Annotated in this window: 9 protein-coding genes and 1 tRNA gene; 4 read left to right on the top strand and 6 right to left on the bottom strand. The window is 60.2% G+C overall.

The window, feature by feature from the left end:
- The first annotated feature begins 281 nt into the window (after positions 1–281).
- A complete protein-coding gene (locus tag AC1D10_RS02790) occupies positions 282–6,293 on the top strand; it encodes an AAA domain-containing protein (protein ID WP_477268805.1) in 6,012 nt (2,003 codons plus the stop codon).
- Here the strand turns inward: AC1D10_RS02790 and AC1D10_RS02785 are convergent.
- From AC1D10_RS02785 to AC1D10_RS02770, 4 genes are all read right to left on the bottom strand, one after another.
- Positions 6,272–6,982: a hypothetical protein gene (locus AC1D10_RS02785; RefSeq protein ID WP_477268804.1), complete on the bottom strand. Its 711-nt coding sequence runs from the start codon at positions 6,980–6,982 to the stop codon at positions 6,272–6,274. The two genes, AC1D10_RS02790 and AC1D10_RS02785, sit on opposite strands and share 22 nt — an antisense overlap.
- Entirely contained in the window at positions 6,979–10,257 is a 3,279-nt protein-coding gene (locus AC1D10_RS02780) for a hypothetical protein (RefSeq protein WP_477268803.1), read from the bottom strand. Before AC1D10_RS02780 ends, AC1D10_RS02785 begins: the two co-directional genes overlap by 4 nt.
- Positions 10,250–11,065 carry a hypothetical protein gene (locus AC1D10_RS02775; RefSeq protein WP_477268802.1) on the bottom strand — a complete coding sequence of 272 codons (816 nt, stop codon included), beginning with the start codon at positions 11,063–11,065 and terminating at the stop codon, positions 10,250–10,252. The genes AC1D10_RS02780 and AC1D10_RS02775 overlap by 8 nt, the downstream gene beginning before the upstream one ends.
- Before the next feature lie 77 nt (positions 11,066–11,142).
- The gene (locus AC1D10_RS02770; RefSeq protein ID WP_477268801.1) at positions 11,143–13,350 is read right to left on the bottom strand and encodes a helicase-related protein; all 2,208 of its coding nucleotides are present in this window, start codon (positions 13,348–13,350) and stop codon (positions 11,143–11,145) included.
- 426 nt (positions 13,351–13,776) lie between these two features.
- On the opposite strand from AC1D10_RS02770, the gene AC1D10_RS02765 reads away from it, so the two are divergent.
- Entirely contained in the window at positions 13,777–14,787 is a 1,011-nt protein-coding gene (locus AC1D10_RS02765) for a Pycsar system effector family protein (RefSeq protein WP_477268800.1), read from the top strand.
- The gene (locus AC1D10_RS02760; RefSeq protein WP_477268799.1) at positions 14,777–15,556 is read left to right on the top strand and encodes an HAD family hydrolase; all 780 of its coding nucleotides are present in this window, start codon (positions 14,777–14,779) and stop codon (positions 15,554–15,556) included. Before AC1D10_RS02765 ends, AC1D10_RS02760 begins: the two co-directional genes overlap by 11 nt.
- Before the next feature lie 98 nt (positions 15,557–15,654).
- On the opposite strand, the gene AC1D10_RS02755 is transcribed toward AC1D10_RS02760, so the two are convergent.
- On the bottom strand, positions 15,655–17,097 hold the full coding sequence (locus tag AC1D10_RS02755) for a tyrosine-type recombinase/integrase (RefSeq protein WP_477268798.1): 1,443 nt from the start codon (positions 17,095–17,097) through the stop codon (positions 15,655–15,657).
- 133 nt (positions 17,098–17,230) lie between these two features.
- Here AC1D10_RS02755 and AC1D10_RS02750 point away from each other — a divergent pair.
- A tRNA-Gly gene (locus AC1D10_RS02750) sits at positions 17,231–17,306 on the top strand.
- 71 nt (positions 17,307–17,377) lie between these two features.
- On the opposite strand, the gene AC1D10_RS02745 is transcribed toward AC1D10_RS02750, so the two are convergent.
- Positions 17,378–17,665, bottom strand: coding sequence for a helix-turn-helix domain-containing protein (locus AC1D10_RS02745; RefSeq protein WP_477269818.1), 288 nt, complete (start codon positions 17,663–17,665; stop codon positions 17,378–17,380).

Below are 17,665 nucleotides of genomic sequence, written 5' to 3'. Positions count from 1 at the left end.
AACTGCTTCGCTTCCTTCGTGAGCCAGCGAGGTTCGCTGCTACTGCAGACGATCCGCAGGTTTGGCTGAGCGCCCTCGAGACCTTCGTTGAACCGACGCTCGAGAGACCAGGTCAGTATCCGCTCCGCCCAGCGCAACTCGTCGCCTGGCGTGGGCTGGCGAACGCCCGTGCGGGCTTGGTCCTGGGCCCGCCGGGGACCGGCAAGACCCATCTGCTGGCTTGGCTAATTCTCGGCTACATGCATGCCCGCGTAGCGGCGGGGCTGCCATGCCGGGTCTTCGTGAGCGCCTTCACGCGCAACGCCATCGGTAATCTGCTTGATGCAGTCTCTGCAAGGCGAGACGAGGCGTGGCCCCCGGGCCCCGAGGTATGGTTTTTCGGCAATCCGCCGGAAGGCGGCTTGGCGCCGAGCGTGGAGGTGCAGAACCGCCTCTATGGCGATGGTCTTGATGACGCCTTCGCTGTGCTGAATGCACCGGCTGTAGTCGTTGGCGGTTCGGTCTGGTCGCTTTATCGCCTGCTGGCCGACGGTCGTGCGCCGAACGCCGATGGCCTGACGGCCGAACTGTTCGACCTCGTCTGCATCGATGAGGCCTCGCAATTGGTGCTCAGCCATGGACTGTTGGGTCTTGCGGGCCTGAAGCCAGGCGGCCGCATCGTGGTGGCGGGAGATGACCGTCAGCTGCCGCCGATCCGCGCGGGGCGAGAGGTTGTCCTAGATGGTCGCGCGCTCGGCGGCTCGCTATACGGCTTTATGGCGTCCGCTGGTGCGCCGGAGTTTTGTCTCGACGAAACCTTCCGCTTGAACGCACCGCTCGCCCGTTTTCCAGAAGCAGCATTTTATCCGGGCGCATATCGCTCCGCCGTGCCAGATGCGGTGTTGGCGCTGCGACCTGGTTGGCAAGACGGTCTCGCGGACTGGGAGCAGGCCGTCATCGGTCCCGACCTACCATTGTGCGTGCTTCTGCATGACGGGCCGCCGGCCGCGACGAGCAATCCGTTCGAGGCTCAGTTGGCGGTGAGGTTTGCCGAATTGCTGGAGCCACGCCTGGACACTGCCGCCTTCTGGACAGATGGCCTGGCGATCGTAAGTCCTCACCGAGCGCAGAATGCAGCGATCCGAAGCCTTCTGCCGCCTACGCTTCGGCGTGGAGCTTTCGTGGATACGATCGACAGGATCCAAGGCAAAGAGCGGGATGCCGTCATCCTTACTTATTCGGTCGCAGATGCAGAGTTCGCACTAGCCGAGGCGGAGTTCATCTTCAGCTCGGAGCGATTGAATGTCGCCATCACCCGAGCCCGGCGGAAGCTCATTGTCCTAATCAGCCGTCGGCTTTTAGATGCTGTGCCAGGTGACCAAGACCTCATGGACAAAGCCGAGCGTCTCCGGGAGTTTGTCTTCGGGTGCGCTGTCATCGGCGATAGAACTATGCCCGACGGCCTGGGCGGCAGTGTTCGAGTTCAAATTCGAGCTCGCGGCTTCCAAGAACCTGCCGTCTTGGCCGATGCGCCGAAGCGCGTCGAACCGCCTATGCCAGACCTCACAGCCGCCCAACTCGCTATGCTAGCGGCAGTCCGGAAAGTTGCTTTAGCCGACCGGCGCAACGGGGCTGGGCTCAGAGCTTTGGGCCAAGCCCTGGCACGCCGTGATGATCTGCTGCCAGACCTTGTGGCACTACACCATGCCGGTCGGATCACCCTGAGCGAGCCGCGGGCCGGCTTCTGGGTGGCACGTCCGCTAGATGCGCCTCGAACTGTGTATCCCGCGACATTGGAGAGCGCGCGTGCGCGCATCGCTCAGGTCGTGACGGAGTCTCGGTCCGGTCCCTTTGCGCCGTTTTACTGGCGGCTGCGAGATCGCTTCGCTTGGATGAACGCCCGAGGCTACGACATCCTGCTTCCGATCCTGCAGGCGCTCGCGCTGGATGGCGTCGTCATGATCAAAGATTCGGAACGCGGTCTGACCGTCGACATTCCCGCGACAGTAGAACCGCCGCCCACGGCGCCTGATGAGCCAGTGCCCGAACTCAGCGATGAGGACTTTGAGGTTCTCAACGCGCTCGAGGATGCCGAGGCCCGCCGGATCAACTTCGGTGTATTCGAATCATGGACGTCGGCTGCGAGGCTCGCCGATGAGATGCGCCGCGATCGCACCCAGGTGTCGGCGACGATTGGTCGGCTGGCGGGCGACGGCTGGGTGCTGCTCGCGGAGGAGGGCCGCATCCGCAGCCGGATGGCAGAATTGGCACGGGAAATCCGATACGCCAAGCAGCGGTTCGCAGCAGGCGACGCCGCTCGACGGCCGTATGTTGTTCGCAGCATTAAGGTTGAGATGCGAGACCGCGACAAGCCGCATCGGGGCAAATATGTCGACGAGGCCTTCGCGGCGATTTCGGCTGGACTCCCCAGAGAAGAGCAGCAGGTGCTTAAGGCGTTGCAGCACACCTTGGTGGACATGTGGGGACCGAAGGCCGCCATCGCTGGTTTTCAGGCTCGGGGCTTGGAAAGCCTCCTGAACGCGTGGGGTGGGAGTGGCCCACAGAGCTTCGTGATTGCTGCGGACACAGGTTCTGGGAAGACCGAGGCCGCCGTCTTGCCGCTAATCACTGCGGTGGCAGCTGACCGCCTGCGTGCCGTCCGAGGTGTGCGCGCCGTTCTCGCCTATCCGCGAACCCGGCTGGCGGCCAACCAGGCTCAGCGGATGGCTGGCTATCTGGCCGCTCTGTCTCGGCAGAGTGGTATGCCGACGGTAACGATGGGGTTGCAGTTCGCGCAAGTGCCTCGGACCTTTGACGCGGCGGATGAGGCGGCCGGCTGGCGGCGTCAGGCAAATGGGGTTTGGAGCTTCCCGCTCTTCGGCTGCCCCGCATGCGAACGCGAACTCTTGGCGCATGAGGCGGAAGGCGAAGAAAGGGCAGACTCTCTCCGCTGCACAAACTGTGGCTGGAGGTACGACGGCTGGATCGGGACCAAGGCCGGTTTGGCGCGGACGCCGCCGAACTTCTTTCTTCCAACGACCGACAGCCTGCACCAATGGCTGCACGCGCCGCATTACGGCTCGCTCTTCGGCGACCGGGAGGGTTGGGCACCGCCCCGCGCCCTCCTCGCCGACGAGATCCACCTTTACTCCCATGTCCACGGCGCTCAGGTGGGCTATGCGCTTCGCCGCTTGGCGGCACGCAGCGCCCGCAATACCGGCGGCGGGAAGATTTTGGCGATCGGAATGAGTGCTACCCTTGGCGATCCGGCCACCGCGTGGGGCCGGCTGATCGGCCGCGAGGACGTGCAGCCAATCACTCCCGATACTGCGGCCGGGGAGCGTCAGCCCAACCCCAGAGGCCGAGAGTACTACTACTTCGTCCAACCGGAGGCGGAATCCCGCGGTCAGGACATCAGCGGAGCCTCCACCACGGTCCAGAGCTTCATGTGCCTGGCCCACGGGATGCGCCGGCGCACCGGCCGCCATGGCGGGTATCGTAGTCTGGTGTTCTTGGACTCCATTGACAAGATTCGCCGGTTGCACGCCGTCTACCAGGACGCTGAGGAGATCAAGCGTTTGGCGAGTTTCCGAACGCGCTACTATCCCGACGATCCTATTACAGGGCAGCCTCGCACCGACTGCTGCCGCGAGCCGCACGGCTGCGAAATCTTCCGGGACGGCGAATGCTGGTGGTTCGCGGCCAACGATAGCCGCCAAGTTGGGTCCGCTGGGTTGCGACGCCGAGACTGGCCGCTCACCGTAGCCGCCCAGCCGGTCACTTCGGGGACAACAGGGCGAGTGGAGGAACTGATCCGTCGCAGCGACGTGGTTTTCGCCACCTCCTCGCTGGAAGTCGGTTACGACGACCCCGACATCACCCTTGTCTACCAGCAGTACGCGCCGCAGAATTTGGCAAGCTTCATCCAGCGAAAAGGCCGGGGTGGTCGAGGCGTGGATGACAGACCCATCACGGGTGTGACCCTCTCGCTTTACTCAGCACGGGACAGCTGGTGGTTCAGGCGACCCTCGGAGATGGTCAATCCTATAGGGTTTGAAACACCACTAAATCCAAATAACCATTTTGTCCGTCGCGGTCAGGTTCTCTCAGCGACCCTAGACGGAGCGGCACGCTTTGCGGCTGTTATGGGAGCATCGCCGTTGTCGGCCGGCGGACAGCTGGTTCCAGGAGCCTTGGCCGAGGCGGAAACGACAGTGCGCGAAGTATTCGGAGAGGACGTGTGGCTGGAGTTCGGCGCTGCTAACCTCGAACACCTCTGGACTCGCGCCTTGGAGCAGGCCCGACCTGGGTATCGACTTGAGACCCTCGCCGAGATCCGAAGTGCGGTTGGCTGGATCCCCAACTTCCTCTTCGAGAACGTAAACCTGCCCCAACTGCAGGTAATCACGCCGGAGGATCGACCTGACGCTTTGCGGCGAGAAGACATCAGCTTGGCACTATACTCTGCCGCGCCCGGCAACGTCACGCGTCGCTTCGATTCGAGAGCGGTCCATTGGCGACCGCCGACTCATGGTCTCGCGCCATGGTTCGACGCCGTTGACTATCAGTCTGCCCATCGGGTCACGCCGTTTGCGTCCGGTAAATTGGTCAACCACGTACCGGCGGCGGTGAGGCCGAGCCTTGCAGGTCTTGGGGATGTGGTGATCCGGCCTTTGACACTGCGTTTGGAAACCCTCGGCGTAATGCAGGGCTCGGGTTGGACCTCGGCGTGGGCAGTCGCGCCGGACGGTCTGTCGGTTTTGCGAACCAATGACCCGGCCGCCGACCCCCGGAGGGTGCAGCACGACAGCCGCTCTAGCCTGCGGGGCTTCCCGGTCATCAAGCCTGATTCGACGTTGGCGCGCCCTGTACAGGCGGACTTCGGGGGCTGGCTGGCTCGACTCGACAGCTTCGTCGGGCAGAGCCTTGGTGGGCGTCTGACTGGTCTAGCCATGGCCAGGCTGTTCTGGGGCGCCGACGCTGAGATAAAGATGCAGGACCCTACCCTGGAGCCGGCGGTTTTCAGCCAGAGATTCAGCGACACAACGGGGACTGCACCGATGCTGCACGGCTATCATGTGCAGACCGAGGGAGTGCAGTTCCGCCTCGACACTTTGCACGTAGATGCCTTCATCGCCGCCGAGAGCGAGCACCTGATGGAGAACCAAGAGACACGGCGTTGGCATACGGGCCAGATGCTCCGCTACATGGTGGAGGACGCTGCCCAGGCTATTGGCATGAACGTCTTTGAAGCTCGACGAGGGGCGGACCTCTTCGTCTCTGCAGCCGCCGATCCGGCCTTGCGCCCGCGGCTCCTAGAGGCGATCCGGTTCTGGGACGGCGGCGGCTTGGCTCGATTGCTGGAGGACGTGCGGGCTCGGCGGCTTTCCCAGCATCCTCTAATGACGGCGACACGGGTGGCGCGAGTGGCTGACACTATGGCGGACCGCCGCCTGCAGCCTGCCTTCCAGGATGCAGTACGGGCGGCGGAAAATCCTACAAGGTTCTCTGCCTGGCTGCGCACCTGTCTGCTGAATGGGCTTACGGCACGCCTTAAGGATCTTGTCGTTCACCTAGGGCGTGGTGACGATCGGCAGGTGATCGGGCATGTGAGCTTACCGGCGCAATTCGATGGTTCGACCGACGACGTGATCACCGTCTGCGAGGCGGGTGCTTATGGCGACGGTACGACGCGTGCCTTTGTGGATGGCATCGCGCAGGTCTCGGCGGAATGGGTGAATGATTTTATCGGGCGTTGCCCCAACGCAGAAGAGGACGCACTCTTGCGCGCAGCCCTGGCCCGGTCCGAACGCCATCCAGAATGGCGTAGGATCGATCCTAACGACCCTGCGGCTATAGCGGCATGGGCGGCCGAACTCGGGCAGGCACCGGGCCAACCGCTACCCGCAAGCCTGCTACGCATCTTCTTCGATGCGGAGCGCATAAGCGGAGAGCGGATCGAACTCTACGACCTCGCCATTGCGGCGGCACAGACCGAGGCGCGCCTCTCTGGGGAGATGGGTCGTCGACCCACCGCGTGGGAGCACGTCAGCGCTGTAGTTGTAGCTGCAGAGGCTGAGCAAGTGTCGGCGCCCGGTCGCCTCCTTAGGGCTTATGAGGCCCTAGAGGATGCCTCGCAAGAGGGCTCGCTGAGCGCCGCATCGCGCCTGGCGGACCAAATCTATCGCTTGGGTGCACACCTGTGCGTGGACGGTTGCCAGGCTTGTGTTCACCAGCCAAGCGACTTGATGTCCGAAACTATGGCGGAGGCTTCGACGAGTAGGCGGCTTCTTCAGAGGTTCCTAGCCTCCTGAGCGGCAGTCACTTTCAACGATTTGAGTGCGCCCTGGCCCTTCAGCCATTCGAGCACCTCCGTCTCAAGGAGATCGAGGGTAGCACGATTCGCGGCCAAGGCTTGCAGGAATGCAGCTACCTTCGGATTGCCCGCCACGGTCTGCTGCTCGTCGACTAGCGTCTCCCGCACTTTTTGGAGGTCTCTCACCTTCGGCGGCAGGTCGATGAGGGGAGCCTGGCTATTTTGCCGAGCGTCAGCTGCCACTTGAACCATTTTGAGCCCAAGGTCGCGAGCACCGGGAAACGCGCTCAACAGTGACCCGACAGATCCCAACGGACCAAATTGCTGGTCAATCATCCGCGTCCAAAGCAGTCGCAACTGGCCCTCTAGTACACCAAGTGACTGGATAAAGGTCGGATACTCTTCGAATGCGTACTCCAGGGTTTGTTCGTCGCAGACTTCTTCCATCGCTTTGGATACTTCGAAGGCAGCGTCTAAAGCGCGGCCGACCTGCTCCTTCACTTGTACATCGGAACGACCGTTGAGAAGAACTGCCAACTCCACCAGCGCCTTGAGACGAAGTTCGTGTCGACCCGCGTCAGAAAACCGTTGCAAACGCTGGGTGGCGCGGTCTCCAAGTCGAACGCCCGCGACTGCGGCCGGCAGGATCTGCGAGGTGTTCTCTAGTTCTTCCAATGGGTCAGTCATAGCGTCTGCTCCCACACCAGATTGGCTCCAGCCACGGCGGCATTCAGGCTTTGTCCGACCTGATTGATCTTGGCTAGTGCGCTACCGGCACCAGCAGCACGCAAGTACGAAGCGGCGGCATTGTTTAGGTCTTTGCAAAGTTGCTCCCCGAACTTCAACGCCTCAAGCACGGTTCGGAGGTCGCCGGCGGGCTGCGAGATCAGCCAGGCTAAGTTCTCAGATGGTCGTTGCGGAATAGACTCACGATCCTCCACCGCTTGTATGAGACGTTGCAGCGCCGAAACATAGTCGAGGCGCTCCAAGTCGCCTAACATCCTTTCCCAAATTTCGCGCCAACGCCGCTCCAGATCAGGCGGAAGTTCCCGGAGAAGCGGGAAAACCTTCCCAGTCGCCATGTTCAGTCTAGCAAAGCGCGCAGCAAGGCCCTCGCCGCGGAGCAGGCCGTCCATCTCTGTGGCACGGTCCTGCAGCAATTTGAATTCTAGATTCGGGATCCGTCTCAGACAATCGGCTACCTTTGCGGCCGTCTCTCGCAAGCCTCGGTCATCCAGAATACCGGTGCTTCCGGATACCTCAGCGACAGGCAAGAAGCTGAGGTGACGTTGGAGTCTAACAATGGCTCGGGCGGCAGATCCGGCGGCAGCTAACCCAAACTCGATTGAGTTGCCCTGCGGCAGGCTAACCATCTCGTGCAGCATTGCGCGTATTTTCTCGTGCTGCTGGTCGGTATTGCGAAGCGCGTCCTGCCACGGTTCCGTACGCGACTGAGGCGCTGTGGTTGCCCCGTCTTCGTCGCTGAGCACAACCCGCCAGAGATCCGCAGTCGGCGCATCAGGCGGCACAGAGCCCTTGAGCCATGCTCTGGCGAGCAGCACCTGCGTGGCGCTTGCGGCAATATCCCAGCGAGACCCGTCAGGCAAAACTGGCAGTGCACGTGCCGCATAGGCCCGGGCCAGTATCCCGAGGCGGCGCATCATAAAGGCGAGGCGGCGACGATTGTATTCCTGACCGAGTTCCGAGTCGCCTCCAGTGCGAAGCGCACAGTAGGCCTCAAGCCCATCGTATAGCCAGGGCTCCCGAGGCACGGCGAAGGTGTAGCTACGGACTTGGGATGACCCGGCGACCTGAACTCTGTTCACCGTGAAGATGCTGTTCCAAATCCAGCGATCGAGGCCAAGGTCTCGCGGATCAAGACAGTTAAGTAGTTCGAAAAGCACCTCGTTCCAGAGTTGCGGCTCCTTAATCGCGGGGCTTCCCTTTCGGGCCTCGGCCACATGGGTTTGGAGGCGTTGGAGCTTGGTCTTGGCTGTAACAGTGGCGGCTACCCGTTGGGATGCCGGAGTGGCCTGCAGTGCTGCACGAGGAATCACAGACGCTGCGGCAGGTGATGTCGAAGGTGCAGCAGCGGCAATCTGTTGGGGAGCGGGCTGCGCTTCAGGTCCCGTGGTAGTTCCGTCGAATTCATGCAGTTGTTCGCGATTCGTCATCGGCGGGGTAGTTACACTGACGTCGCCAAGCCACGGCAGCCGGAAGGATGTGAACAGGGGCTCGGGCACCTCGGCAAGCCGCATGATACCGTCCGCGCCCAATGTGGTTTCCGGCTGGTTCGGATCTCCCCAGTAGACGAACGTGCGGCGGAGTCGTTCCCGTCTTTGCGGATCGGTCTCATTCGCTTCGACCAAGGCACGCATCGGACCGCTTAGTAACCCGGCGCGTTCATCGAATTTTTCAGTTTCAATATCCGGGCCAGGATACCGCGCCTCGTCGAGAGTTGAAGGATTGAGAAGAGTGGGACCAAGGACGTTTTGTAGTAGCCCGCGAGGCGTGCGGTGGGTTTGTCCTTTGTCATCGGTTTTCAAAGCATAGAACAGCGTATCAAGCGCCGTTTTTGTGAAGGGGAACAAGCCCATGTCATCCACTTCGCCAAACACGGCGTGGCAGGCTGGTCGCTCGGGGCACGCCAGACACGGATTCGGCGGCGGAAGATCTCTATGCTGTTGGATCTTTTGCCCCCACGCGATGAGAGCGTTCTTGCCCGCTCGCGTGGCGTTCAGATATCTACTCGCGAAAGCAAGGCGATCCGCGCTTTGGCGAAGCGTGACCGCCTCATCGCTACCAGCAGACTCTCCGAGTTGGACCTCGTGCGTGATCCGATCCTTGTAGTTCTTCTGTAGATCATCGTAATAGTTGGGCGTCACGCCGACGACGGAAATCAAGGGGCACACATCCGGGCGCGTGGCGCTGTCAAGGACCAGAGCATCGATGAGGCCATTATCGAGGCCTTGCCAGGCGGTGATGTCCTCAAGCAGAAGGACCAGGCGCGCTTGGCCTTTGAGTGCCGTGCGCACTTTGCGGAAGAGAAGGATGAGATCTTCGCTCGTAACCCCAATCACGCTTTGGACGGCATCGTTCAAACGTAGATTGAGGGCCTTGATCAGAGGCAAGCTGGCTGGAAGTTCACTCCCATGCCGTGTGCGGATGTCGTCTTCGGTTTCCCCCTCATCTATCCAGTCGCGGATCTTGTCCGCCTCGGCAATCAGCTTTCGCGCAAACCGCTCGCTTGCCACGCTGTCGCTGACGCCCCGGCAAACACGCGCCAGAGATAGGATGTCATCGAGATTGAACTGAGCGCTCTCGGAATTCCGAGAGTTAGACTTGCCGTCCATTAGTTCGAGGATCCGACGCGGGCTCTTCCAGCCTTTGCGGACGTCCAAGCTCTGGATCAACAGGGACAAATCGTACTTGTCACACCAAGCTGCATCCGGCCGAGCCTCTTCGAAGTAGGAACCCTTGAGCATCGCACCGAGCGTCGACTGGAAAACCTCTGCACGTCCAGCGATGCCTGCCGCCTGGCGTCGGAGACTTAGATTTTCAAAAAGCGACCCAGACTCCGGCCATCTCAGAGTCATCGCTGTCCTCAGTTGGTCAAGGGCTCCCTGGAGGCTGCCGTCCGCGCGTTGCAAAAGGAGCACGAGGTCTCCGCCCTTGGGCCAGTGCACCGCGAGCCAACGTATCAGGTGCGATTTGCCTGATCCAGGATCGCCTTGCACCACGCAGAATGCGTGGCCCCGATCACTGGCAGACAGTGTGTCGAGTAAGCCGGCTTCCGTCGGTTCGGAAACTTCGTGGCGTTTGGCCCCAGACACGGCGAAACCCCGAATAGGCGAGTGGGTTGCCAGAAACAGAGTGTCGTCGACCCCTAGAGCCTCGATGCGCAGCATGGCATCCGCGTCGTCCTTATCCCAGCATGCTTTCGATGGTAGCGGCTCAAGCATCTGCGCGCTCCGTAGGCAGGGTTACGAACTGGACTGCCTTGATCCGGCTGAAGCGATCGTCAGCTAGATTCACAAGGCCTGCTGCGTCCGTCAGCGAACCGAGGGCGAGCACGCCTTCTTCATCAAGATCCCGAAGCGCCGTACTGAGAATGGGAGAGACCCCGCGTCCATGAGTAGGCAAGCCTAGCTTTTCGGCGGCTGAGTTGTAGAGGGCGCCTCCATCCAGATATGGCATGCGCTCGGCGATAACTTCTAGGAATCGGCGGATCGGGATCTGCTCGCCACGTGGCAGGTCGGACTGAGCCAGTTCTCGCGCCAAACGCGACGAGACATACGGGTGAGGACCGTCGCCTGGAAGATCGAGAGCGAGACCGATGAGGATCATCCAGCGCCAGAATGGCGCAAATTTGTATTCGTTGAAGCGACGCCCCTCCGCGGCAGTGTTCACGCGCCTGGGCAGGACCGCATTGAGGGCGTCCGCGAGAGCTTTATTAGTCGCGGCGTGCAGCCATGCAGTTCCTTTTGCCTGTTCCGAACGTGCAACAATGTACGCGAAGGCCTGCGGGAGCACAGCATCGGCGTGCTCGGAGTCTAGACTGAGCAATCGTTGATGCGTGAGGTCGGCGAGATCATCAAGGCTGGCGAACTCCTGACCGTCGTTGACCTGGCATCGTCCGTCCTCCTGACTAACAAAGTTGAGACTCAAGGCCGCTCCCAGCGTTTGCTCCGCCGCAGGGCCGATAATCGCTCGTGGGGTAGCCTGGATGAACGGGGGATTGAGCCATGCCAGCAAGTCGGCCCGGCCCATTTGACCATCGTGGGCTGCTAATACCTGAAGGAGGGACAACACCCGGTCTGGGGTGCCTTGAGTGGATGATAGTAGACTCATGGCACTTCTTCCGTCGCCAAAGTTTCGAGGTACGTTTCAAGATAACAGCCAAGAGGCGAGGCAACTTGATCCAGTCGGCGGCCGCCAACAAGTGTGGCAGGGTCCGCGACCAGCACAAGTCGTTGCTTTGGGAAGTGCGCAGAGAATATCTCCGTTTGCCGAAGCCATTCATCGATTTCGGAGGCCGGGTCCGGTAAGATCGTGGCGGTTGACAGGTCGGCGAGCGACCACCGGCCCTCCAACCATTCGGAGTGAGGAAGGACGAAGCCGAGGTTCGCGTTGTGGCGGGCGAACGTCTCCGCGGCGTCCTTCTCCCAGCCATTTGGGACAACGACCTGTTGGATACCTGCCCGGGCCAAACGCTCGAGAAGCCGCGTCTTACCAACGGTCGAATGGTATGCTTCAGGGCTGACTAGCAGGCGTCCTGAGGGACCTCGCCGGACTGGCGGTCCCTCACTCCAAAACTCTTTCAATCCTCCGGACGGAATGTGTTTGGGTGCTGATCGATTTCGCTCGCGACATGCTACACAACGTCCACACACTGGGGCATCCCAGACTTCCGGCTCGATCAGACTGAAAGCGGAGACCAAAAGGCAGTCCTTCTCCCGAGATCGCATAAGTCTAAGGAACTGCCGAGCTTCGGAGACAGCCGTCGCCTGCTCGGCTTCCCGTAAGGCAAACACTTCGTCCCATACGGGTGCTGAGATTTGTTCGTCACCAAGCAATTCGTCTCGGTGCAGCACAACGTGCCAAGTTGGGTGGTCTTGATGCTCCTCAACCATAATGACTTCAAGCATTGCGGCCCGCTGCAGCAGATTTAGGAGGCTTTGGTTCCAGCGCCTGTTGTAGCTACCAGTGTGGCGGCCGAGTCGCGGAGGTGCTGCATCTAGAGGCAAGGTCAGACGTCGCTGTGTGCCAGGAAGCCAATGGGTTTCCGCTTGGTCGCGAAGGGCCTCCCAATGTTCCTCGGCAAACGGTCGGGTCAACCAGTCACTCGCCGCCATTCGCATGGCGTCGCTTGCATCGTCTCTGTCGGGACCTTCAGTCCACAGCGCAAGCGCAAGCGCCTGATGGCCGTCTCGACCGCCGCGGCCGATCTCCTGGTACCAGCGGGCTGCACTTTCCGGCAAACATGCGTGGATAACGGAACGAACGTTTTTCTTGTCGATTCCGAGTCCAAAAGCGGAGGTTGCAACAATGAGATCGAGGTCGCCGTTGGCCCAGCGAGCTATCACCTCTTGCCGCTCTGCCGCCTGCGTATCACCCGTGAAGAGCGCGAGGCGTCTGTAGCCACGAGCGTAAAGTTCATCATGGAGATCTTGTGCGGCGCGGACGCGGGTCGTGTATACGATTGAAGGTCGGGGGCTTAGGTCCACTGCGCGCAGAATCGCTTCATGTCGCTCCGCTGAGTCGTGGAAGCGCCGGGTGACCACGTCAAAGTCATAGCGTGGGACGCCGGCGTGAATCTCAAGCCAGGGATCTTGTCCATAACTACGCTTGAGGACGTCACGAGCGCTAGGGGAAAGCGTGGCCGAGAGCAGCACGGTGAGCAATTTCGGATTAGCTTGCCGCAGCGCAGCGACGAGCCCTGGAAGACGCTGGAAGTCCGGCCGGAAGGTGCGCCCCCAGCTTTCGATGATATGCGCTTCGTCGACGAAAATGGCCTCAAGCCGGGCCACCAGACCGAATTTCTCCTCGGGTGGCTTCGCCACTTCTAGTAGCGCCTCACGGGCTCGGCCGAAAGCCACCTCCGGCGACATGAATAGCACCGGAATCTCGCCCCGCCGGAAGGCGAACAGGATCTCCTCACGATCCGAATCGGTTAAAGCGCCATGGATCGCACGGCTGCGCTCAAGCCCCTCCAGCCCACTTAATGTTCGCTCGTGATCTTGAGCTAGCCCAACCAGTGGCGTGATCACAAGCGCGCAGGCGCCTGGCCGAGCGAATCGCCATGACCTTGGGCCGATCTGGAACAGAAGGCTCTTTCCCGAACCGGTGGGCATCGAGACAGCAAGGGAGGCTCCTGGCGGCGCGGTTAGCAGCGCTCTAACAGCAGCTTTCTGAGTCTCACTTTGATAACTGTCATACGCCGAGAACTGAAGTAGGACCGCGTCTGCCGTGGCGGGCTGGAAAGCTCGGCGAAATTGCGAATCGAAGCGCAAAGCATCTTCGAGTCCAGGGGCGATCTCATCGAGTTCTTCCACGCGAAGCCGAACGCCGAACCTGTCGACCGCCAGACCATATTGGTCCGCGCCAGCTAATTCGGCTGGTTCAAGGTGATCAAAATCGTCTGTTGCGAGCCATCCGCCGGCAGCACGAACCCAACTGCGCAGCAGGGCCAGACGGTCAGCTACCGCACTCGCAGCCCGATATGCAGCCCGAATATCCGAAATGTGCGCTATGCGCCAATCTTCTGATTCGCCCACTTTAGCCCCCGACTAATACTTGCTCGAAGGAGCGAGTTGCGCAACATCTTCCTGCGGTGAGCCAAGCAGTTTCATCAGTTTAGGCTAATAGATGGGCAGGCGCCGTAGCCTGGCTACTAGCGAAGTCGCACTGCCTGCTGCAATTGCAAGGCCGACATCGAATCATAGATTTGGATGCTAAGGTAGCGAAGCGGGAGGGACGCAATGACCAATCGAGAAATAGAATCACAAATCGAGGGCGCAACGGATCGCAATCAAAGCAGCCATTCGGGTGCTCAGCCTGCAAAAATGAGAACCGGAGCAAGCCTTTCATCGCTTGGTGCGGTCGGTCGTGCCCTCTGGAACGTCGAAATCGATTTTTATCCGCGGCTCGGAACGGACAAGATCAAGAGCGTCTCATCAGATGAAATCATCCTTGAGATGGCTAAGGCGATGAAGGCTTGGGAGACCATACCCCCGTCTCATAAAGACTTGGACAAAGCGATCGAACTCGCGAAGGCCTCACTCAACGAGGCAAAGCAACAGACAGAATATCAGGATCAGAAAGCCACCAGACTCCTAACAGTGACCACGTTTTTGACGGCATTGGCAGGCGCTTTTTTCACGGCGTTCGGCAGCGACTATCCGTTGCGGACGATTGGTTCGGCTTCCGGTCCGTCATTCTTTTTTTTGGTCGCCACGTACTTGGCTTTCGTGATGTTCGTTTTATGCGCACTGACTGGGGCACTCGTGACCTTTCACGGAACGCGAACGAGATTCAAATACCCAGCGGAGGCGACGGTTTCCAGGCAAGTCGGGCCGACTCGATCTTTTCTCTTTTTTCGTGAAATCATTGGCGTTTCCCCAACAGGTTGGGCTAATTCCTTTGTCGACGTCACTGAGGAGCGAGGCAGAATTGAATGTACGCTTAGGCCGGACCTTAAAGTGCAATATCTGAAAAATTACGTTGGCGAGGCTTATTTAGTTTCCGCGAAGACCGCCGATAAGTTGCGCTACCTGGAGCCCGCACAAAATCTTCTCGCTTGGGCGCTTCGATTACTTCTCTTGTACATTATCCTCTTAGTTGGAGTGACCGCGAATATAAAGCCTACCAAGCCACCCATTGAGCCTTACCTTATAAGATTTGCCCCGTTGACCCCACCTCCATTCGAAGCCGGCTTGGGGGCTAATCGTGATGTTTCAACCACAGCCGGGAGAAGTCGCCATGAACAATGATCCTGGTCGCACCGCGATTTTCATGGATGCTGACAATACGTTGTGGGATACCGACACGGTATTCGCACGGGCCCAACTCGGCCTGCTCGGGGCCGTTGAAACCGCGATGGGCGTCGCACTTTCAGACCTCGACCGCCTTGCATTTCTCCGAGCGATCGATCAGGCCATCGCTGTCCGCCATCATGCGGGATTGCGCTACCCGCCGCAGTTGTTGGTCCGCGCGACTGAATTAGCTCTCGGGGGCATGAAGGCCGATGAAGCTGCTCGGACAGCATGGCGGGGCGGAGCGAGTTATTCCCTCTCCGATAGCGATGTTGTTACGATTGAGCAGCACTTCTTGAGTGATTTGGCAGCGACACCGCAGCCTAGACCTGGTGCCACCGAGGGGCTTAACAAACTTGAGCAGATGGGCTGCCTGCTCTTGATAGTAACTGAAGGTCCTAAGGCCAAATTTGAGCGAATCGCCGATCGCCTGGAACTCGCTAAGTTCTTCGATCGGATTATCGAAGGCCACAAGGGCCCCGAACTTTATCGGCGGGTGCTTTCTCTTACTCGCGCTTCCGCGCCGGCTTATATGATTGGTGACCAACTCGATCGGGACATCAAGCCAGCGAAAGATGCGGGGCTAGCGACGATTTACTTCCCAGGAGGATTTCGGCCACGCTGGGCGCCGGACGAGGATTCGATACAACCAGACTACATCATCTCTAGCCTAGATGAAGTGCCCGCTATCGTTTCGAAAGCCAAGCTCGCACGTAGCCAGAGCTAAATGCCCTGCTCGTAACTGCTAGCCTCGATCGCACCGTCGCCATACCGGAGTATACCGTCGGCACTTGCCCGCCATCGAGCGCGGGCGCAAACTTGAGGTTAGGCCGATTTGGCACCGGCCTCACGCGCGTCAATCATGTCCGTGACGATGCGTTCGACTTGCGCAGCGTCAATCCCCTCGGCCAATAAACGAGCGGACAATAGCTGGACCCAAGTTTCCTTATCAACCAAACCCTCCAGTCCCGCAGATTTCCTCGAAAGCTTGCGCGACGTCAGGTTGTTTCCGGCGAGCGCCGCTGCGATTTTCTTCGTCACTCGATTGGCGGCACGCCGAGACGGGTCGGTTTGCACGTGAGCATAAATCGCGGTCGAACGCGGATTTGAATGCCCCAGGATCGCGCCGGTCAATGCCAGCGCTTCGCCCGTTGAGATCGCGGTAGAACCGATTGTATGCCGAAGGGTGTGGGGCGTAACGCCGGGGAGCTTAGCCTTCTTGATTGCCTTCGCCCAGATGCGCTTGGTACCCTGGAAATAGCTGTCGCCGCGTTCAGCCGGGAATACGAAATTGCTGCCTGCCTCACGCGGCAGGCTTTCGAGCAGCGCAACCGCAGCAGTTCCTAAGGGTCGGATTGACTTACCCGTCTTGCTATCGTCGAGTTGCAATAGTCCATCGCCAAGATTTACCTCGGTCCATTTGAGCGATGCAATTTCCTCTCGGCGGCAGCCAGTCAGCGCCCAGAGCCGTGCAATATTGACCGCCTTTGAGTTGACCCCTTCGGCCTCCAGTTCATCCAGCGCCGACCCAAGGCGCGTCACTTCGTCGAGGGCGAGGAAGCGCTTTCGCTGATTGTCGGTCTTGCGGACAGCCGCCGTCTCGCAAGGATTCCTCTGGACGATCTCGCTGCGGATCGCGAAGCTGAAAACGGCAGACAAGTCTCGAACGACCTTACGAGCCGCGCCCTCACCGCCGCGTACAATGATGCGTTTGCGCGGACCGATTTTCTCATCTCTGTTCGTCTTGCCAGCGGTGACGTCACGGACGAAGCGTTCGATGTCACCGGCATTCAATTCGCTGACGCGCTTATGTCCGAGCAACGGCACAACATGGTTGCGCAGGCGTGCCAGTGTGAGTTGCTTGGTCAACGGTTTCATCGGCTGACCTTGCCGCTGTCCGCGCTGGATAACGCAGCCTTCTTCTTCATACAGGTCGATCAGGCCGCCGATCCTCATCTCACGCCGCTTCAAGCGGCGCTCATCCGCTGGATCCTCGCCCTTGGCGACACCGCCGAGAACAATCTTCGCCTGCTTGCGTGCCTGTTCGGGAGTGAGAGGGCCAAACCGACCTATCGTGACGAAACGCTGGGCCGCCGATCGACCACCGCCTTCGGCACGGTACCGGACGACGAAGGTCTTGGCGCCACTCGTTTCGACCCGCAGGCCGAAGCCGGCCAGTTCGCTGTCCCAAATGAAGTACCGCTGGTCCCTCTTATCGGCGGCATCGACCACCCGTTTTGTAAGAGCTACGCCAACGCGCTTTGCCACAGAACCATCTCCTCAAAACTTCCCTTTGGTCAACACATGGTCAACACCGTGAAGGAAAAGCTCAGGTTAGCCTAGCGAACTGTCGAAAATATTGTCAAGTGTTATCAACACCTTATAGTGCTTCTGGATATTAGCGGATAGCGTGGAGTACCCCATCTCTAACCTTGCCAAGGTTGGGGTCGAGCGTTCGAATCGCTTGACCCGCTCCAGTTTCCTCCTAGGGAATCAAGCATCGAAAAGCCGCGGTCCGCCGCGGCTTTTTCGTTTTTGAGACTGCCGGTCAGGCACGCTGATCATTGGTTTTGACATCGGACGACTGCAGGCTCCTGCGATAGCGGCCAGGCGCCCGGCCGGTGAGGCGGCTGAAAGCCTGCGAGAACGAACGCGCCGACTCACAGCCGAAGGCGCGGCCGATCTCGTCGATGGTCCGGTTGGTTTGCCGCAAGGCCCTCGCCGCGCGATTGATCCGCCAGCGCGCGACTGCCGCCGGGAGTGGGGTTTCGCTAGAGAAGCGGGGCTTCCGGTGGTACCCTCCAGGGAAACCCGACGTCTTTGGGTAGGGAGGCAG

The organism is Mesorhizobium sp. P2_A8 (assembly GCF_056404935.1).
The sequence above is the reverse complement of the archived record's forward strand: the minus strand, read 5'-3'. Positions and strand labels throughout refer to the sequence as shown.

Bases quoted from the DNA above. Each gene is read 5' to 3' on its own strand.
- AC1D10_RS02785 (WP_477268804.1), bottom strand. From the start codon at position 6,982: ATGACTGACCCATTGGAAGAACTAGAGAACACCTCGCAGATCCTGCCG.
- AC1D10_RS02780 (WP_477268803.1), bottom strand. From the start codon at position 10,257: ATGCTTGAGCCGCTACCATCGAAAGCATGCTGGGATAAGGACGACGCG.
- AC1D10_RS02775 (WP_477268802.1), bottom strand. From the start codon at position 11,065: ATGGGCCGGGCCGACTTGCTGGCATGGCTCAATCCCCCGTTCATCCAG.
- AC1D10_RS02765 (WP_477268800.1), top strand. From the start codon at position 13,777: ATGACCAATCGAGAAATAGAATCACAAATCGAGGGCGCAACGGATCGC.
- AC1D10_RS02760 (WP_477268799.1), top strand. From the start codon at position 14,777: ATGAACAATGATCCTGGTCGCACCGCGATTTTCATGGATGCTGACAAT.